The sequence below is a fragment of the Kribbella sp. NBC_00889 genome, from assembly GCF_045207705.1.
Lineage (GTDB): Bacteria > Actinomycetota > Actinomycetes > Propionibacteriales > Kribbellaceae > Kribbella.
The window spans coordinates 2,820,480-2,835,300 of the sequence record NZ_CP108783.1 but is presented as its reverse complement, the minus strand read 5'-3'; the positions used below and the strand labels follow the sequence as shown (position 1 = coordinate 2,835,300).

Sequence of the window (14,821 nt, the reverse complement as noted above, 5' to 3'; positions counted from 1 at the left end):
CTGTCGGCACCCTTTAGCGTGGCCGACCACACCACCGCACGCGTTATCTCACCCATCGTCTGATCCACCACACCAAGGAGTCCACGTCATGTGCAGAGCAGTCACCTGCAAAACCTGTTCCAAGATCACCTGGTCCGGCTGCGGTATGCACGTCGATCAGGTTCTGGCCGCCGTACCGCCATCTGCCCGCTGCCCCGGCCATCCCGAAGACAACCGCCAAGGTCTCCTGTCCCGCATCCTCGGCCGCCGCTGACCTGGCTCGAGATTCCGCGCTCCTGGTATCTCAGGTGATGCCCAGGACGATGATGGCGGTGGTCACTGCGACGGCGACTGCAACGCTCGCGACACGGGCGATCTCGGCGGGAATGACGCCGTAGTCGCGGCGCACGACCCCGGTCTGCGGGGTCACGCCCCGCCGTCGGGCGATCCAGATCGCCACCGAGACCAGCAGGCCGCCGGCGACCAGCAGCGCGATCGCGGCGGCGACCTCGCCGGGGAACCACTCGTTGATCGCGATCGGCAGGAACTGCAGAGCACCCCAGGCACCGAGCGCGAGCACGAGCAAGTCGCGCGCCAGGACTGCCAGCACGACCAGCGCGGTCACGGTGGTCAGCGCCACTACGATCCCGCCGTCGGCCGGCATTGTCATGCCGGAGCCGATCATCAACCCGAACCCACCGAGCAACAACGCGGTCCAACGCGGCAGCACGATTCCACCCCAACCCAGCACGAACCAGATCGCCCCGACACCCCAGATGGCCAATCCTGGCAGTTGGTCCGCGCGCGCGTGGAACTCCGCCGCCGCGGCGCCCGCCGCACCTGCCAGTCCCGCGACCACCGCCGCCTGCTGCAGTGCTGTCGGCAACCGCCACCACAGCGCCGCGGCGAGCGCCGTCACGCCGACGAAGACCAACAGTGCGAGGTCTTCGTCGTACCAACCGAGCACCTCATCACCGAACAGGCCGAGGAGGCCGGCTGTGGCGACCGTTGCCCCAAGCCACAGTACGGCGTGCATCCGGGTTCCGGCCCGGCCGAGTCGCTCGGGTACGACGAACCCGGCCAGCAAGAGCGTGCCGGCGGCCCCGCCGATGATGATCAACTGGCCGACGGTCGACAGATCGTCCCAGTACTCCGAAGCCAGCAGCAATGAAGCGACGACGATCAGTACACTGCCGAGGTAGCCGAGCGCTTCGATCGCGAGCGAAGCCTGTCGGTGTTCGGTCTCCGGTGACGCAGGCGGCATCGACGGGCCGACATCCGCCCGCATCCGCGCGGCTTGTTCGGGCGTGATCACACCTGCCGCGATCCAGTGCTCGAGCAGAGCCGGCAGGTCAGCCGGAGGTTGCACCGAGGAGTGCCTCATAGCACCACGATTGATCGGCCTTGTCCGGCTGCCCAGGGCCGAATGTCACCTACCTGCCAGCCCTACGGGCTGCTCGGCGCGATCTGGACGGACATGCCGGTCAGCAAGCACTCGACCCAGGTGTTTCCAGGTGCCAGCAACAGCTTGCCGTCCGGAGTGGTGAAACTGAATGGTTCGTTGACCCCGCGCTTGTTCCAGCATCCGTCGACGACCGTGCCTCCGGTGAACAGCTGCACCGGTCCGGCCGAGTCGACGAGATCGAGAATCGTCATCGACGGCTCCGCCTGCCGGAAGCTGGTGTCGCGGTCGGCCGTCAGCACGAGAACGTTCTGAGCGGACACGTGAGGCGATGCGCCGACCACTTCTCGGCACGCAGCCACCGGCCGGAGCCTGCGTCGTAGCGCCAGGCGGCAGTCGCTGAGGCGCCGTACCCCACGGTCACCGATCCAGCGATCCGACCGCTGCCCCTGGGCGGTGGACCGACCGACGTCCGCGGAGTAGCTGAAATACGGCGCCGGCGGAGCGCGCTGCGGTCCGTCAACGGCCGCGATGAGCCGAAAGGCCCCAGCGACCCGGGACCCTTGCCGCTGGTAGCCGCTTCGCGACGGCCACAGGCTGGGAACACGCGAAGTTCTCCCGGCGAGGAGGCCCTGATGCTCGACGAGCAGCTGACGACCGAAGCGCTCGGCGTGCTGCTCGACGCCGCCACCGATCCCGACCGCGGCGAGTCCGGGCGCTCCTGGAGACTCGAGGTGAACGGCCACCTGCTCGACGTCTACCTGGACGGATCACACCCCCTGCCGACCGCCGATCCGGCCGCGCGGGCTCTGCGGATCGCAGCCGGCGTCGCGGTCTTCGACCTGCGCTGTGCGGCCGCGTCACTGAGCTTCGACAGCTGGTTCAGCCTGTGCCCTTACCGGCACGACCCGGATCTGCTCGCGCGGATCGTGATCGAACCGACCGGCCTCCCCGATCAGGAGCTGCGAAAGCTATACCGCGCGATCCGCTCACGGCACCTGACCCGGCCACCCGCAGGACCGGACAAGGCCGTCCGGCTCGCACTCGCCCGGGCAGCAGAGCTCGAGAACACCAGGCTGGGCTGGCTTCCGGTCTCCTTCGCACCGCTTGCTGTCCTGTCCACCGATCGCGATGAGCGCTCGGACCAAGTCGCGGCAGGCATCGCCCTGGAGCGCATCCTGCTCACCGCCATCCGGTACGACGTCGCGGCGTCGCACCTGCCCCAGCCGATCCGCCGAGCTGAGCTGCGTCGCTGCGCTCAAGAATTGACCGGAACCTCAGGTTTCGCCCAGACATTGATCCGATTCGGCCGTGCCCCGGCCGACCGACTCTGAGACTCAGACACAAGGAGACCCACCATGTCGACACAGCCCGCCCCCATCATCGTCGGGTACGACGGTTCGCCCGCGAGTCACGACGCGTTGCGCTGGGCAACAGCCGCAGCCGTGCGGGCGATGGCACCGTTGCGCATCGTCGAGGCCTTCGAACTCGTTGTCTACTCACGTCCGTCGCCGGGCCAAGTCGTACCGCTCCAGGGGCTGCAGACAGCCCGCGAGAAGGGACTCAGCGCGCTCGCCGAGGGCATCCGCCTGCACCAGCCCGACCTGACCGTTGAAACGGTTCTCGCCGGCGGCTCAGCCGCGGGAGCCCTGCTGGCCGAAGCCGAGCACGCCCGCCTCGTCGTGCTCGGTTCACGCGGCCTCGGAGGCTGGACCGGCCTGCTGGTCGGATCGGTCGCGGTCCAGGTGACCACGCACGCACAGTGCCCGGTGATCGTCATCCCGCCTGATCTGCGCCCACATGCTCACGAAGGCCCGACGGTGGTGATCGGTGTGGACGGCTCGAAGGCTTCGGCCCGGGCGATCGAGTTCGCCTTCGACCAGGCCGAGGCACTGAACGCCCGAGTCGTCGCCATCCACACCTGGACGAGTCCGTTCCTCACCTTCGCGAACGGCGCGTCGATGCTCCAGTTCGACGCGGAGAAAGTCGAAGCCGAGAGTCGGCTGCTGGTTGCTGAGTCCGTGGCCGGCGCTGCCGCCGACCACCCGGACGTACCGTGGACGACCGAACTGGCGAGCGGCTCCGCCGCCCGGGCCCTCGTCCGTCGCTCCGAGTCAGCGGACCTGGTCGTGGTGGGCTCACGCGGGCGAGGCGGATTCACCGGACTGCTTCTCGGTTCGGTCAGCCAGAGCGTCCTGCACCACACCCAGTCCCCGATCGCCGTCGTCCGCTGACGACAGAGCCCCGCCGCACCGATCTCAGTGCTGTGTTACCCGGTCGACGGGCCGGTCGGGTGATGGGCAACGGGGCAACGCCGGTTCCCGCACTTCGACGAGGTAGAGCACGCCGGAGCCGTCTTGGCCCACGCCCCACTCGGGGTCGGCTCACCCGTCACTCCTGTCCGGCGGCCGCGTCGTCGGGCATCGTGACGTCGGCGAGCGGGCGGCGTGGCGTCGGCGGAACCGGTGGACCGTAGCCGAACCGGATGACGGACTGCGGACGGAGCTCAGGGTCGAGGGGGTCGTCGAGCTCGCGGCGGAGGTCCTCGTGCTCGATCACCTGGTTCAGCAGCGAGGTCGACACACCGTGAGCCGTCGCCTCGAGGAGAACACGCTCCAGGGCCTGGCCGGCGCGCAGCCATTCCGCCGGACCGTCGTACCGGGTCGACAGCACCGCGAGTTGCGGCTCAGATTCAAAGAGGGCCATCGGCCGCGTCGCGTCGGCCAGGGTGGCGGCAAACTCGCGCACCACCGCCTCGCCTCCCGCGGACCTGGGTCCGAGCGCAGTGGACGGGATCCCGTCGGCGTCCCTGTCACCGCCGACCCACCGCCGCCGTTCCGCGGTCCGCTGCGCATCCGCGTCATCAGTCGCCGCCGCTTCGTTCGTTGCCATGTGCAACCACCACCGCCGGAGCGGGCGGTCGAGCCACTGCAGCTCGGCGCCCTCGCTCCGAGCACTCTCCACGAGTTCCGCCCGAACCTGGCCAGGCAGTCGCTGACCGGTGAACGGCTGCCGGTTCGTCCGGCGGTGGATCAGGCACGGAGCCAGCAGTTGGAGCTGGCCGGAATGCGGTCCGCCCAGCTCGACCACGGCCACCAGATCCGGCCGCTGCGGGTCCGTCAGCTGACGGACCCGAGAACCGTACCCACGGGCTGCCGCTTCGACACGCAGGTTGAAGATCGCCGCGCCCAACGACAGGAAGAGCATCCGCCGATCCGGGTCCTCCGCCGGGAGCTCGCGTTCCTTGTCCCGGTACACCTCGACCACCCAGCCGTGGAATCGGAACCGCCAGGGCTGTGTGTTGTGCATGGACGGTGCAATCACCGCCGCCCGCAGCATCGCGTCCCGATCTCTTGCCGAGAGTTCGATCATCGGACTCACCGCCTTCACCACGAGACCACCTCACTTCGACCGTCTCCCGTCATCGGCCCGGTGAGCAGAGGCGTCGTGCCCGATGCACCAGGACCTTCAGCCGCACGTGGGTCGAGCGGCGCCACAGACCCGAGCATTCAGGCATACCGCGATCTCCGCGGCGAGCTGCGGGACCTGCTGGGCGTGCGGCTCCCGAGCTGGCCGGTGCCAAGCGCCGTCCGAGTACCGGCCCAGTGAAGTCAGCCGACAGTAGGGCCTATCGGCGACCAGCACCGAGACCTCCGGCCCTGGGGCCGACAGGAACGCGATCAGACAGTTGGACGTGTAGCTCAACGACGGAGGAGGACGACAATGGGCAGGCTTGACGACCGGGTTGCGCTGGTAACAGGCGCGGCGAGCGGGATCGGGAAGGCAACCGCATGGCGGCTCGCCGCAGAGGGTGCCGCCGTACTGGTGACGGACATCGCGGTCGAGGCCGGTGATGCGCTGGCAGAAGCCCTCCGGGACTCCGGGGCACGTGCGGTCTTCGTCCGGCACGACGTCGCCAGCGAAGCGGACTGGGAAACCGCCTGCGCCAAGGCCGCCGAGGAGTTCGGCGGCATCGACATCCTCGTCAACAACGCCGGCATGGGGGACCTCGCCACGATCGAGGAGACCAGCCTGAAGGACTGGCAGCACACCATCGACGTCGACCAGACCGGTGTCTTCCTCGGAATGCGCACGGCCGCGCCGTACCTGAAGGCGTCCCGGCACGCGTCGGTGGTCAACATCAGCTCGATCTTCGGCACTAGTGGCGGATTCGGTACGTCGCCCGCCTACCACGCGGCCAAGGGCGCGGTCCGCACCCTGACCAAGAACGCCGCTCTGCACTGGGCAGCCGAAGGCATCCGGGTGAACTCGATCCATCCCGGCTTCATCGACACCCCGATCCTCGACAGCGCCCGGGACACGCCGTTCTGGGACGTGATGACGCAGCTCACGCCGATGGGCCGGCTCGGCCGGCCGGACGAGATCGCCGCCGGTGTCGCCTACCTGGCCAGCGAGGACGCCTCGTTCGTCACGGGCCTCGAGCTCTACATCGACGGCGGCTACCTGGCCCGCTGACGTGAACAGGTCGGTGTGCGGGCCTGGTGACCGCTGACTGCGTCAACTCTGCAGGCGAAGGTGTTCGCTGGTGATCTGCTCGATGTCGGAGGCGGCGGCGTGGAGTAGTTCGTGCGCCAGGTCGGACAGCGCCCGCGCGACCGCCAGCTCGCCGCCGATCTCGGCGATGTCGGTGTCCTTCGGGTTCCGGCGAGCCGTGCCGCGGCCGATCAGCTGCGTCTGGTCGTTCGTGTGCAGCCGGGCTTCCGCATGGGTCGTCATCTCGGTGTCGTTCTCGTCGATGAAGATCTCGACGCTCCAACGCTTACTCGCGATCATGGTCGCTCCCCGTTCCTGCTCCCGGCGTTGCTCATGGTGGACTCCTCGGTGATCGGTGCGAAAGGCCGCCGCTCGCCAGGATCGAGTGCCCGTCATGATGACGGTGATCTTGTGTCCCGGAACTCTGCCGGCCACCTGCTGTTCGATCCGTTCCCGGCGAGTCGGTCAGCTTCCCTGCAGTCGCTACGGTGTCGCGCCGCCAGGGCGGCAGACAGGGCCGAACGTCCCAGCCTGACAGACGACAGGCCACGCCACGACGGGCCTGCCGTCGGGACCTTCGACTCTGTGTCGTACAGCTCAACGTCGCCAGAGTCGAATCATGAGACCACCGCGTGCGTACCCCGCGATGCCCCGTCACCAGGGAGGAGCAATGCGCGCCATCCACCACCCCGAGTCACGCACCGTCCCCGAGCAACCAACTGCTGTTGTGCGGGCGACACTGCGCCACGACGAGTTGGGCGACTGGGTCGGCACCGCCTGCGCCCAGATCGCCCACTACCTGCACCGCCACGGTGTCGCGTCCTGCGGCTTCCCCTTCGCCCGCTACCACCTCCGGCGGGACGGCAGCTTCGAGGTCGAGGCCGGGTTACCGGTCCCGGCCCCGATCGTCGGTGACGCCCGGGTCCGACCGTCCAGCTTGCCGGGTGGCCCTGTCGTCGCGGTCTGGCACATCGGTCCCTACGAACAACTGGGTACGGCGTACCAGGCGCTGAACGACTGGCTGAGGATCGAGCACGGCGTCCACACCGGCGACCCGTGGGAGGTCTACCACGGTCCGGTCCGTCGCGACCCCCAGTCCTGGCGCACCGAAGTCATTCAGCCGTTCGTCCTGGTCCGGGCCGAAGTCGACGCCGGTGGGTCGTAGCACGCCGGTCCCGCCACAACCACCAGGAGATCTCGGATGAGTGTCCAGCTGACCGCTCCGCACGGCCTGACCGATGTCGGGGCCGCGCAGCAACTCGCCGAACACGGACCCAACTCGATCGCCTCTCCCAAACCTCCCTCTCCGGTCTTCCGGGTGCTGGCCCAGTTGCGGGACCCGATGATCCTGCTTCTGCTGGGCGCAGCCGTCCTCACGGCCGCGCTCCACGACCTCACGGACCTTGCGGTCATCCTCATCGTGATCGTGCTCAACACCACGGTCGGTGTGGTGCAGGAGCTGAGGGCAGAACGGGCGCTGGCCGCTCTGAACCGGCTCGCCGCGCCGCAGGCGACAGTTCTGCGTTCCGGCCGTACGACGGTGATCGCCGCGGCTGACGTCGTGCCGGGCGATCTGGTCCTGCTGGAAGCCGGCGACATCGTGCCGGCGGATCTCGAGCTCAGCGGCGCCGTCCGCCCACAGACCGACGAATCCGCGCTGACCGGTGAGTCGGTTCCGGTCGAGAAGGACTCCGGCAATGAGGTGTTCTCCGGCACAGTGGTGACCCGCGGCCGGGGTTCCGGCGTCGTCACCCGGACCGGTCCGGACAGCGCGCTCGGCCGGATCGCCGGGCTGATCTCCAGCCAACGTCCGCGTCCGACGCCGCTGCAGGTCCGCCTCCGGTCGCTCAGCCGCATCCTCAGCATCGTCGCACTCGGGCTGTCCGGCGTCGTCGCAGCAGCCGGACTGCTCCGAGGCCTTCCAGCAGCCGACATGATCGTCACCGCGGTCAGCCTGACCGTGGCCGCGGTACCCGAATCCCTGCCTGCGGTCGTCACCCTCGCGCTGGCCATCGGTGCTCACCGGATGGCCAAGCGATCGGCCGTCGTACGGCAGCTGCCTGCTGTGGAAACACTCGGATCGGTCACCGTGGTCGCCGCGGACAAGACCGGTACCCTGACCGAAGGTGTGATGCTGGCCGAGCGCACCTGGACCGAGGGCGGCGAGTTCATTGCCAGTGGCAACGGCTACTCCCCCGTCGGCGGCCTGGTCCCACTCGGAGACGCCGAACCGCCGACAACGCTGCTCCGGGACATCGTGCTGTGCAACGACGCCGACCTTCGGCCGCCCGGACCGGACCAGCCAGACTGGCTGCCGCTCGGCGATCCCACCGAGGCAGCCCTGCTGACGCTGGCCCACCGTGGCGCGACCGATCCGGCGCCACTCCGAGCGACCTATCCGAGAATCGGAGAGATGCCGTTCGACAGCGTCCGCAAGCGCATGACTACGTTCCACCGGATGCCCGGCGTCGACGGCGAACTCGCTGTCGGAAAGGGCGCACCCGAGGTCATGCTCGATCCGGCGGTCACGCCGTACGGTGACATCGACACAGCCCGGGCGGTCGCTGCAGAACTGTCGGCGGACGGCTACCGGGTGCTCGCGGTCACCGACCGGATGTTGCCACCTGGCACCAGCCGTACCGAGGACGGCATGCGACTCGTCGGCTTGGTGGCACTCACCGACCCGGTCAGGCACAACGCCCCGGAGGTCATCACCTCCTTCCGCCAGGCAGGAGTCGATCTCCTGCTGATCACCGGTGACGCCCCCGGCACCGCGCAGGCAGTCGCCGAGCGGGTCGGCCTGCACACCGACGCAGTCGTGACCGGCAGCGACATCGACGGTGGCGCCGATCCAGCGTCCGGGCGCGTATTCGCCCGGATCCGGCCGGAGCAGAAGCTCGACATCGTGCAGGCCTGGCAGCAGCAAGGGCACGTGGTCGCCATGACCGGTGACGGAGTCAACGACGCTCCCGCACTGCGGCGAGCCGACATCGGCGTCGCGATGGGCAAGGACGGCACCGAGGTCGCCCGGCAGGCGGCGGACTTGATCCTCACCGACGACGACCTGGGCACAGTGGTCGCGGCGATCGAGGAAGGCCGCCGGATCTACTCGAACGTGCGCACCTTCCTGCGCTACGCGCTCAGCGGCGGGCTGGCCGAAGTCCTGGTGATGCTGATCGGCCCGCTGCTCGGACTGGCGGCACCGCTGCTGCCCGCCCAGATCCTCTGGATCAACATGCTGACCCACGGCCTGCCGGGCGTCGCCATCGGCGCCGAGCCCGCGGATCCGCAGGCGATGCGGCGTGGTCCGCGTTCACCGGACGAACAGGTCCTTGGTGCGGGCCTTTGGCAACGAGTTGCCTGGACCGGTGCACTGATCACTGCGGTGACTCTCGCCGCCGCCCTCTGGGCTCGCTCGATCGGAGCACCCTGGCAGACGATGGCGTACATCGTTCTCGGCGTGGCCCAACTGGGTGTCGCGATCGCACTGCGCAGGCCCCGCCCGGACGGTGAGCGCCGGCTGCGGTTCCTCGACGTAGCTGTCCTGGGCGCACTTGTAGCCCAGGTCGGACCGCTGTTCGTACCGCCACTGCGCGACCTGCTCAGCCTACAGGCGCTGTCTGTATCCGAGCTCGCCGTGGCCGTCGGCTTCGCGATCCTCCCCGGCCTGGTCGTGGCAGTCCGCCGCGTCCGCAAGACCAGGCGGCAGCCATGATCGAAACCGGCGTTCGGATCCGGCCCACTGGCCACCGTGACCAGGACCTGCTCTCGATCGCGGTGTACTTCACCGCGATCACCCTAGTGACTAGCTGACAGGAGTACGGCGATGGGCGAATGGAAGACCGACGCGCTGCGGCGCTACGCGGACCGATTCGGCCGAGATCTCGGTGCCGTCCGGGATCGGTTACTGGCGGAGGACGGGACACCGGCACCGCAGCTCGCGACGGACCACGGCCTACCCGCCGCCGCGGGCAGCGGACCGGCAACGTTCTACGCCGACTTCACCGCACCACGCGGGAAGCGTCACATCCGTATCTGTGGTGCGGCCGCGTGCACAGCCGCGAGCGCCGGAACCCACGTCGCCGACATCGAAGCCACGCTTGGCGTGGCCATGGATACTTGTCGAGACGACGGTCAGGTCTCGCTGCAGGAGGTCCGCTGTCTCGGCTACTGCTATGCAGGCCCGGCCGCACTGGACGGCGACAAGGCCCACGCCGGCCAGGACCTCACCGGCCAACTCACCGGCTTTCGACCACGTCAGGATCCACCGATCAGCGTCCAAGCGGCCTGCCCCCAGCCCGTGGTGACAGCTGGTCTCGTCGCCGGGGAGTGCAGTTGGTCGGTCTGGCCCGAAGTCGTCTGCACGTCAGACCCGGTCGATGTCCTGGCCGAGGTCGCTGCCGCGCGGTTGCGCGGCCGCGGCGGTGCGGGGTTCCCCGCTGCGCGTAAGTGGGCTGCGGCCAGGAGGTATCCGCCACCACGAGTGGTGATCGCGAACGGCGACGAAGGCGACCCGGGCTCGTATGTCGACCGGCTGCTGATGGAGTGGGATCCGGACCGGGTGCTCGAAGGCCTCGCGCTGGCGTCGTTCGCGGTGGAAGCAGAGCAGGCCGTGATCTTCATCCGGGCCGAGTATCCGCGGGCGCATGAACGGGTCGAGTCCGCGATCGGCAGGGCGTACGCCGACGGCCACTTCGGCCGGAATGTGCACGGCAGCGGCCGCTCACTCGACGTACGCGTCGAATCCGGGGCCGGGTCGTATGTCTCCGGTGAGGAGACCGCCCTGCTGAACGCCATCGAGGGTCTGCGTGGGGTGGTCCGGCCGCGTCCGCCGTACCCGGTCGAACACGGCTTCGGCGGCAGGCCGACCGTGGTGAACAACGTCGAGACTCTCGCCACCGTCCCGTGGATCATCCGGCACGGCGGCGCGGCCTACGCCCGGTTCGGCACCACCGAGGAGAGCGGCACCGTGGTTGCCTGTTTGTCCGAACGCTTCGCCCGGCCCGCTGCCTACGAGGTGGAGAGCGGCACACCGGTGCGCCACCTGGTCGAGGACCTCGGCGGCGGCCTCCGCGACGGCGCTGTCCTGCGGTCGATCCAGGTCGGCGGACCGTTGGGCGGATTCCTCAGCCCGGATGATCTCGATCTACCACTCAGTGAGGCTGCCTTGTCGTCGCGGGGCGCGGCGCTCGGTCACGCCGGCATCGTCGCCTTCGACGATCGGCTCACCGGCGCCGACGTACTGCGTCATGTCTGGCGGTTCGCCGCGGCCGAGAGCTGTGGTGAATGTTCACCGTGCCGCGTCGGCACCAGCCGTGGTCTCCGGCTGTCGGAACTGGACGCCACCACCGACGTCGTGCGCGCGCGGTCCGATGTGCTGCGGACCTTGGCGTCCGGAAGCCTTTGCGCGTTCGGCAGGCGGGTCCCAGCCGCGATCCGCAGCGTGGTGGAGGTCTACGGCTTGGAGGGATGGAAATGACCCACGTATTCGTCGACGGGACTCCCGTCGAGGTCCCGCCCGGATCGACCCTCCTGGAGGCGATCCGGGCCGCCGGGCGATCGGTGCCGACCCTCTGTCACGACGACCGGCTGACACCGGCCGGGTCCTGCCGGACCTGCCTGGTCGATGCCGACGGCAACGGACCGGTCGCCGCCTGCACCACACCGGTCCGCGAAAACCTCCGGATCGGGCTCGCGGCCGGCGAATCCTGGCGTCGGGATGCACTCGCCAGCGTGACGGCGGGGTTGCCGGCACGAGCCCTCGACGTGCCCGGCGACCGTAGTGAGCTCGTCCGCCTCTGCGAACAGATGAGCATCACGTCCGAGACGCTGCCGCTGCTCAACAGCCCACGCGGTGTCGATCATTCACACCCGTACGTCAAGCTGGATCGCGACCTGTGCATCGCCTGCGGCCGCTGCGTTCGCGCGTGCTCGGAGATCCAGGGCACGTTCGCGCTGACGCTGACCGGACGTGGCCCCGACACCGTCGTTGCGCCGGGAACCGGCGGACTCTGGTCCGATTCGGACTGTGTCAGTTGCGGCGCCTGCGTCGACACCTGTCCGACCGGAGCCCTGTCCGAGCCCGGCCTGCTCGACCTGCGGCCGATCGAGCAGTGGACCCGGACCACCTGCGGGTACTGCGGCGTCGGCTGCACCCTCGACATCGCGACCCGCGACCACGAGATCGTCACCGTCCGGCCAGTCTCGGACGGCTCCGTCAATCGCGGTCATGCCTGTGTCAAGGGGCGGTTCGCACACGGCTTCGTCAGCTCGCCGGACCGGCTTCGCACCCCACTGGTACGACGCGATGGCGAACTCGTCCCGGTGTCGTGGAACGAGGCCCTCGACCTCGTCGCCGACCACCTTCACGCGCTGCGTCGTCCCGACGCCTTCGCGGTGATCTCGTCGGCGCGTGCCACCAACGAGGAGAACTACCTGATCCAGAAGTTCGCCCGCGTCGCGATCGGCACCAACAACGTCGACAACTGCGCCCGGCTGTGCCACGCACCGTCGGCGGCCGGCCTGGCGGCGACGTTCGGACTCGGCGGCGGAACCAACACCTTCGACGACCTGGACCGGTGCGACGCTGTCCTGCTGGCCGGCGCCAACCCCACCGACGCCCACCCGGTGGTCGGGTCACGCATCCTGCAGCGCGTCATCGATGGCGCACGGCTCGTCGTGATCGATCCTCGCCGGACCGAGCTGGCCCGGCACGCCGACGTCCACCTGCGGCCCCGGCCGGGCACGAATGTCGCTGTCTTCAACGGTCTGGCCAACCTGTTGATCCGGGACGGCCTGATCGACCAGGCCTTCCTGCAGGATCGGGCCACCGGCTACGGCGAACTGCGGGATCTGGTCAGCGATTACCCACCCGATCGGGTTCGCGACATCAGCGGAGTACCGGTTGACGACCTGGTGGCAGCCGCCCACCTGTACGGCGGCGCGACGGCGCCGGCGATCTTCTACGGCCTCGGTGTCACCGAGCATCTGCACGGAACCGACGGCGTGCGCACGCTGGCGAATCTCGCCGTCCTTCGCGGCGCCGTCGGCACCGCCACGGGCGGCGGCGTCAACCCCTTGCGGGGGCAGAACAACGTCCAGGGCGCCTGCGACATGGGCGCTCTGCCCGACCTGTTGCCGGGCTACCAGAAGGTTGCCGACGACACCGTTCGGCGACGGTTCGAGGCAGGTTGGCACACCTCGTTGCCGGGTACGCCCGGGTTGCGCATTCCACGGATGTTCGACGCAGCACGACAGGGCCGGCTCGACGCGTTGTGGGTGGTCGGTGAGGACGTGCTGTCCACCGATCCCGACACCGCCGCCGTACGCGCGGCACTGGATGCCTGCCCCCTGGTGATCTGCAACGACCTGTTCCTGTCCACGACGGCACAGGCCGCGGACGTGGTGTTCCCGGTCGCTTCCTGGCTCGAGAAGGACGGCACCTTCGTCAACTTCGATCGGCGGTTCCAGCGGGTCCGCCGAGTCGTCGACCCGCCGGACGGCGTACGTACCGATCTCGAGGTCTTCCAGCAGGTAGCCGCCCGCCTCGGCATCAATCTCGGCTGCGCCACGCCGGCCGCTGCCCTCGCCGAATGTGCCGCACTCGCACCGCTGTTCGGTGGAGTTTCGGAGCAGCGGCTCGACGCCGACGGCGCACTGCACTGGCCGTGTGAGGCGAGGGACGACCCCGGCCGGGCGACGCTGTACCTCGACGGCTTCGCGACCGCGGACGGGCGGGCCCAGCTCGCGGTCAGGCCGTATCTCCCCCCGGGAGCCGAGCCCGATGCTGCGTTCCCCTACATCCTCGTCACCGGCCGCCGGGCCGAACATTACAACTCGGGTGAGATGACCCGCCGGACACCCAACGTGCGACTGCGCGCCGACGAACCGTTGGATCTCGAGCCGTCGGACGCCGCCGCGCTCGGACTCCGCGACGGCGATCCCGTCGAGATCACCAGCCGCTTCGGTCAGGCCGTGCTGCCGGCCCGCATCACCACCGAACTCGCGCCCGGGCAGGTGTTCGCCGGTTTCCACTTCCCCGCGGCGGGCGTCAACGAACTCACCTCACCGCTGGGTGACGACGTTACCGGTTGCCCGGAGTACAAGGTCACAGCCGTCCGGCTACGGCCCCTGCCGGCAACTCCCCAAGGAGGCACATCATGACTACCGTCCGAGCCGACATCCCCATCCGATTGACACTTCGCGGGGCCGTTCCCCCGGGGCCGGTCGCCTACGTGCTGCGGAAGGTGGAGCATCTGGTCCGCCGACCGCCGGCCGCTGCCCGGCAGGTGCAGGTCGTCATCACGCTCGACGCGAACCCCGCCAATGAGCGGCCGGTCCGGATCGAGGTGAGCGCTGTCGTCGCCGGCAAGCCGGTTCGTGCGCATGTCGAGGCCACTGAGGTGGCGGAGGCCGGCGACCTGGTCGTGGACCGCCTGCGGCAGCGACTCGACCAGGCACGTGAGCGGACTCGGACCACACGCCGCCGGAGCCGGGCCGTCGTGGCGCACGAGTGGAGGCACGGTGGATTGCCGCCGTATCCCACCGCCGGCCATCGTGGTGAGCCGGACGACGGCTCGCGACCGGTGGTCAAACGCAAGACCTATCTCCTCGAACCGATGACCCCGGAACAGGCCGTCGACGAGATGGACCTGCTCGACCACGACTTCTATCTGTTCGTCGACGCGGACACGGGAGCGGATGCGCTCGTTCACCGTCGTCACGACGGCAGCTTCGGCGTGCTCGGTCCGACCGCCGGTGCGACCAGCGGGCACGAGTTCAGCGGAGCGCCGCCGGTACTCACCGTCGCCCAGGCCAAGGAGCGCCTCGGGGTCACCGCCGATCGCTTTCTCTTCTACCGCGAACCGGGTGACGACCGGGCCCGTGTCCTCTATCGCCGGTACGACGGCCGCTTCGGTCTGCTGGTCGCCTCCTGACCAGCGCTCG

At 69.3% G+C, this 14,821-nt stretch carries 12 protein-coding genes; 8 read left to right on the top strand and 4 right to left on the bottom strand.

All coding sequences use genetic code 11. The annotated features are described in order from the left end of the window. Positions 1 to 283: 283 nt before the first annotated feature. Positions 284 to 1,363, bottom strand: a complete 1,080-nt coding sequence (locus OG817_RS13690; RefSeq protein ID WP_406054696.1) for a DUF2157 domain-containing protein — start codon at positions 1,361 to 1,363, stop codon at positions 284 to 286. A 62-nt stretch (positions 1,364 to 1,425) separates the two neighbouring features. Beyond that, positions 1,426 to 1,704 carry a DUF3048 C-terminal domain-containing protein gene (locus tag OG817_RS13685; RefSeq protein WP_406054694.1) on the bottom strand — a complete coding sequence of 93 codons (279 nt, stop codon included), beginning with the start codon at positions 1,702 to 1,704 and terminating at the stop codon, positions 1,426 to 1,428. Positions 1,705 to 2,016: 312 nt separating this feature from the next. On the opposite strand from OG817_RS13685, the gene OG817_RS13680 reads away from it, so the two are divergent. Together OG817_RS13680 and OG817_RS13675 are read left to right on the top strand one after the other, a co-directional pair. After that, the gene (locus OG817_RS13680; protein WP_406054692.1) at positions 2,017 to 2,715 is read left to right on the top strand and encodes a hypothetical protein; all 699 of its coding nucleotides are present in this window, start codon (positions 2,017 to 2,019) and stop codon (positions 2,713 to 2,715) included. A 24-nt stretch (positions 2,716 to 2,739) separates the two neighbouring features. After that, positions 2,740 to 3,615, top strand: a complete 876-nt coding sequence (locus tag OG817_RS13675) for a universal stress protein (RefSeq protein WP_406054690.1) — start codon at positions 2,740 to 2,742, stop codon at positions 3,613 to 3,615. A 157-nt stretch (positions 3,616 to 3,772) separates the two neighbouring features. Here the strand turns inward: OG817_RS13675 and OG817_RS13670 are convergent, their stop codons facing one another. Next, the gene (locus tag OG817_RS13670; RefSeq protein WP_406054688.1) at positions 3,773 to 4,774 is read right to left on the bottom strand and encodes an Acg family FMN-binding oxidoreductase; all 1,002 of its coding nucleotides are present in this window, start codon (positions 4,772 to 4,774) and stop codon (positions 3,773 to 3,775) included. A 330-nt stretch (positions 4,775 to 5,104) separates the two neighbouring features. On the opposite strand from OG817_RS13670, the gene OG817_RS13665 reads away from it, so the two are divergent. Continuing rightward, positions 5,105 to 5,857, top strand: a complete 753-nt coding sequence (locus tag OG817_RS13665; protein ID WP_406054686.1) for an SDR family NAD(P)-dependent oxidoreductase — start codon at positions 5,105 to 5,107, stop codon at positions 5,855 to 5,857. 42 nt (positions 5,858 to 5,899) lie between these two features. On the opposite strand, the gene OG817_RS13660 is transcribed toward OG817_RS13665, so the two are convergent. After that, complete coding sequence (locus tag OG817_RS13660; protein ID WP_406054684.1) at positions 5,900 to 6,175, bottom strand: DUF1876 domain-containing protein; 276 nt, start codon at positions 6,173 to 6,175, stop codon at positions 5,900 to 5,902. Between the two features lie 370 nt (positions 6,176 to 6,545). Between OG817_RS13660 and OG817_RS13655 the strand changes: the two genes are divergently transcribed. The 5 genes from OG817_RS13655 to OG817_RS13635 all read left to right on the top strand — a co-directional run bounded on the left by OG817_RS13655 (position 6,546) and on the right by OG817_RS13635 (position 14,811). Further along, on the top strand, positions 6,546 to 7,040 hold the full coding sequence (locus tag OG817_RS13655) for a GyrI-like domain-containing protein (protein ID WP_406054682.1): 495 nt from the start codon (positions 6,546 to 6,548) through the stop codon (positions 7,038 to 7,040). Between the two features lie 36 nt (positions 7,041 to 7,076). Then, a complete protein-coding gene (locus OG817_RS13650) occupies positions 7,077 to 9,590 on the top strand; it encodes a cation-translocating P-type ATPase (RefSeq protein WP_406054680.1) in 2,514 nt (837 codons plus the stop codon). A gap of 111 nt (positions 9,591 to 9,701) precedes the next feature. Continuing rightward, the gene (locus OG817_RS13645) at positions 9,702 to 11,354 is read left to right on the top strand and encodes an NAD(P)H-dependent oxidoreductase subunit E (protein ID WP_406054678.1); all 1,653 of its coding nucleotides are present in this window, start codon (positions 9,702 to 9,704) and stop codon (positions 11,352 to 11,354) included. Then, positions 11,351 to 14,038, top strand: coding sequence for a formate dehydrogenase subunit alpha (gene fdhF, locus OG817_RS13640; protein ID WP_406054676.1), 2,688 nt, complete (start codon positions 11,351 to 11,353; stop codon positions 14,036 to 14,038). The genes OG817_RS13645 and fdhF overlap by 4 nt, the downstream gene beginning before the upstream one ends. Continuing rightward, on the top strand, positions 14,035 to 14,811 hold the full coding sequence (locus tag OG817_RS13635; protein ID WP_406054674.1) for a sigma 54 modulation/S30EA ribosomal C-terminal domain-containing protein: 777 nt from the start codon (positions 14,035 to 14,037) through the stop codon (positions 14,809 to 14,811). Before fdhF ends, OG817_RS13635 begins: the two co-directional genes overlap by 4 nt. Positions 14,812 to 14,821: the final 10 nt, after the last annotated feature.

What these genes read in the sequence shown, in the direction of transcription:
- OG817_RS13690 (WP_406054696.1), bottom strand. Translation starts at nt 1,363, where the DNA reads ATGAGGCACTCCTCGGTGCAACCTCCGGCTGACCTGCCGGCTCTGCTC.
- OG817_RS13645 (WP_406054678.1), top strand. Translation starts at nt 9,702, where the DNA reads ATGGGCGAATGGAAGACCGACGCGCTGCGGCGCTACGCGGACCGATTC.
- OG817_RS13655 (WP_406054682.1), top strand. Translation starts at nt 6,546, where the DNA reads ATGCGCGCCATCCACCACCCCGAGTCACGCACCGTCCCCGAGCAACCA.
- OG817_RS13680 (WP_406054692.1), top strand. Translation starts at nt 2,017, where the DNA reads ATGCTCGACGAGCAGCTGACGACCGAAGCGCTCGGCGTGCTGCTCGAC.
- OG817_RS13665 (WP_406054686.1), top strand. Translation starts at nt 5,105, where the DNA reads ATGGGCAGGCTTGACGACCGGGTTGCGCTGGTAACAGGCGCGGCGAGC.
- OG817_RS13650 (WP_406054680.1), top strand. Translation starts at nt 7,077, where the DNA reads ATGAGTGTCCAGCTGACCGCTCCGCACGGCCTGACCGATGTCGGGGCC.
- OG817_RS13660 (WP_406054684.1), bottom strand. Translation starts at nt 6,175, where the DNA reads ATGATCGCGAGTAAGCGTTGGAGCGTCGAGATCTTCATCGACGAGAAC.
- fdhF (WP_406054676.1), top strand. Translation starts at nt 11,351, where the DNA reads ATGACCCACGTATTCGTCGACGGGACTCCCGTCGAGGTCCCGCCCGGA.
- OG817_RS13635 (WP_406054674.1), top strand. Translation starts at nt 14,035, where the DNA reads ATGACTACCGTCCGAGCCGACATCCCCATCCGATTGACACTTCGCGGG.
- OG817_RS13675 (WP_406054690.1), top strand. Translation starts at nt 2,740, where the DNA reads ATGTCGACACAGCCCGCCCCCATCATCGTCGGGTACGACGGTTCGCCC.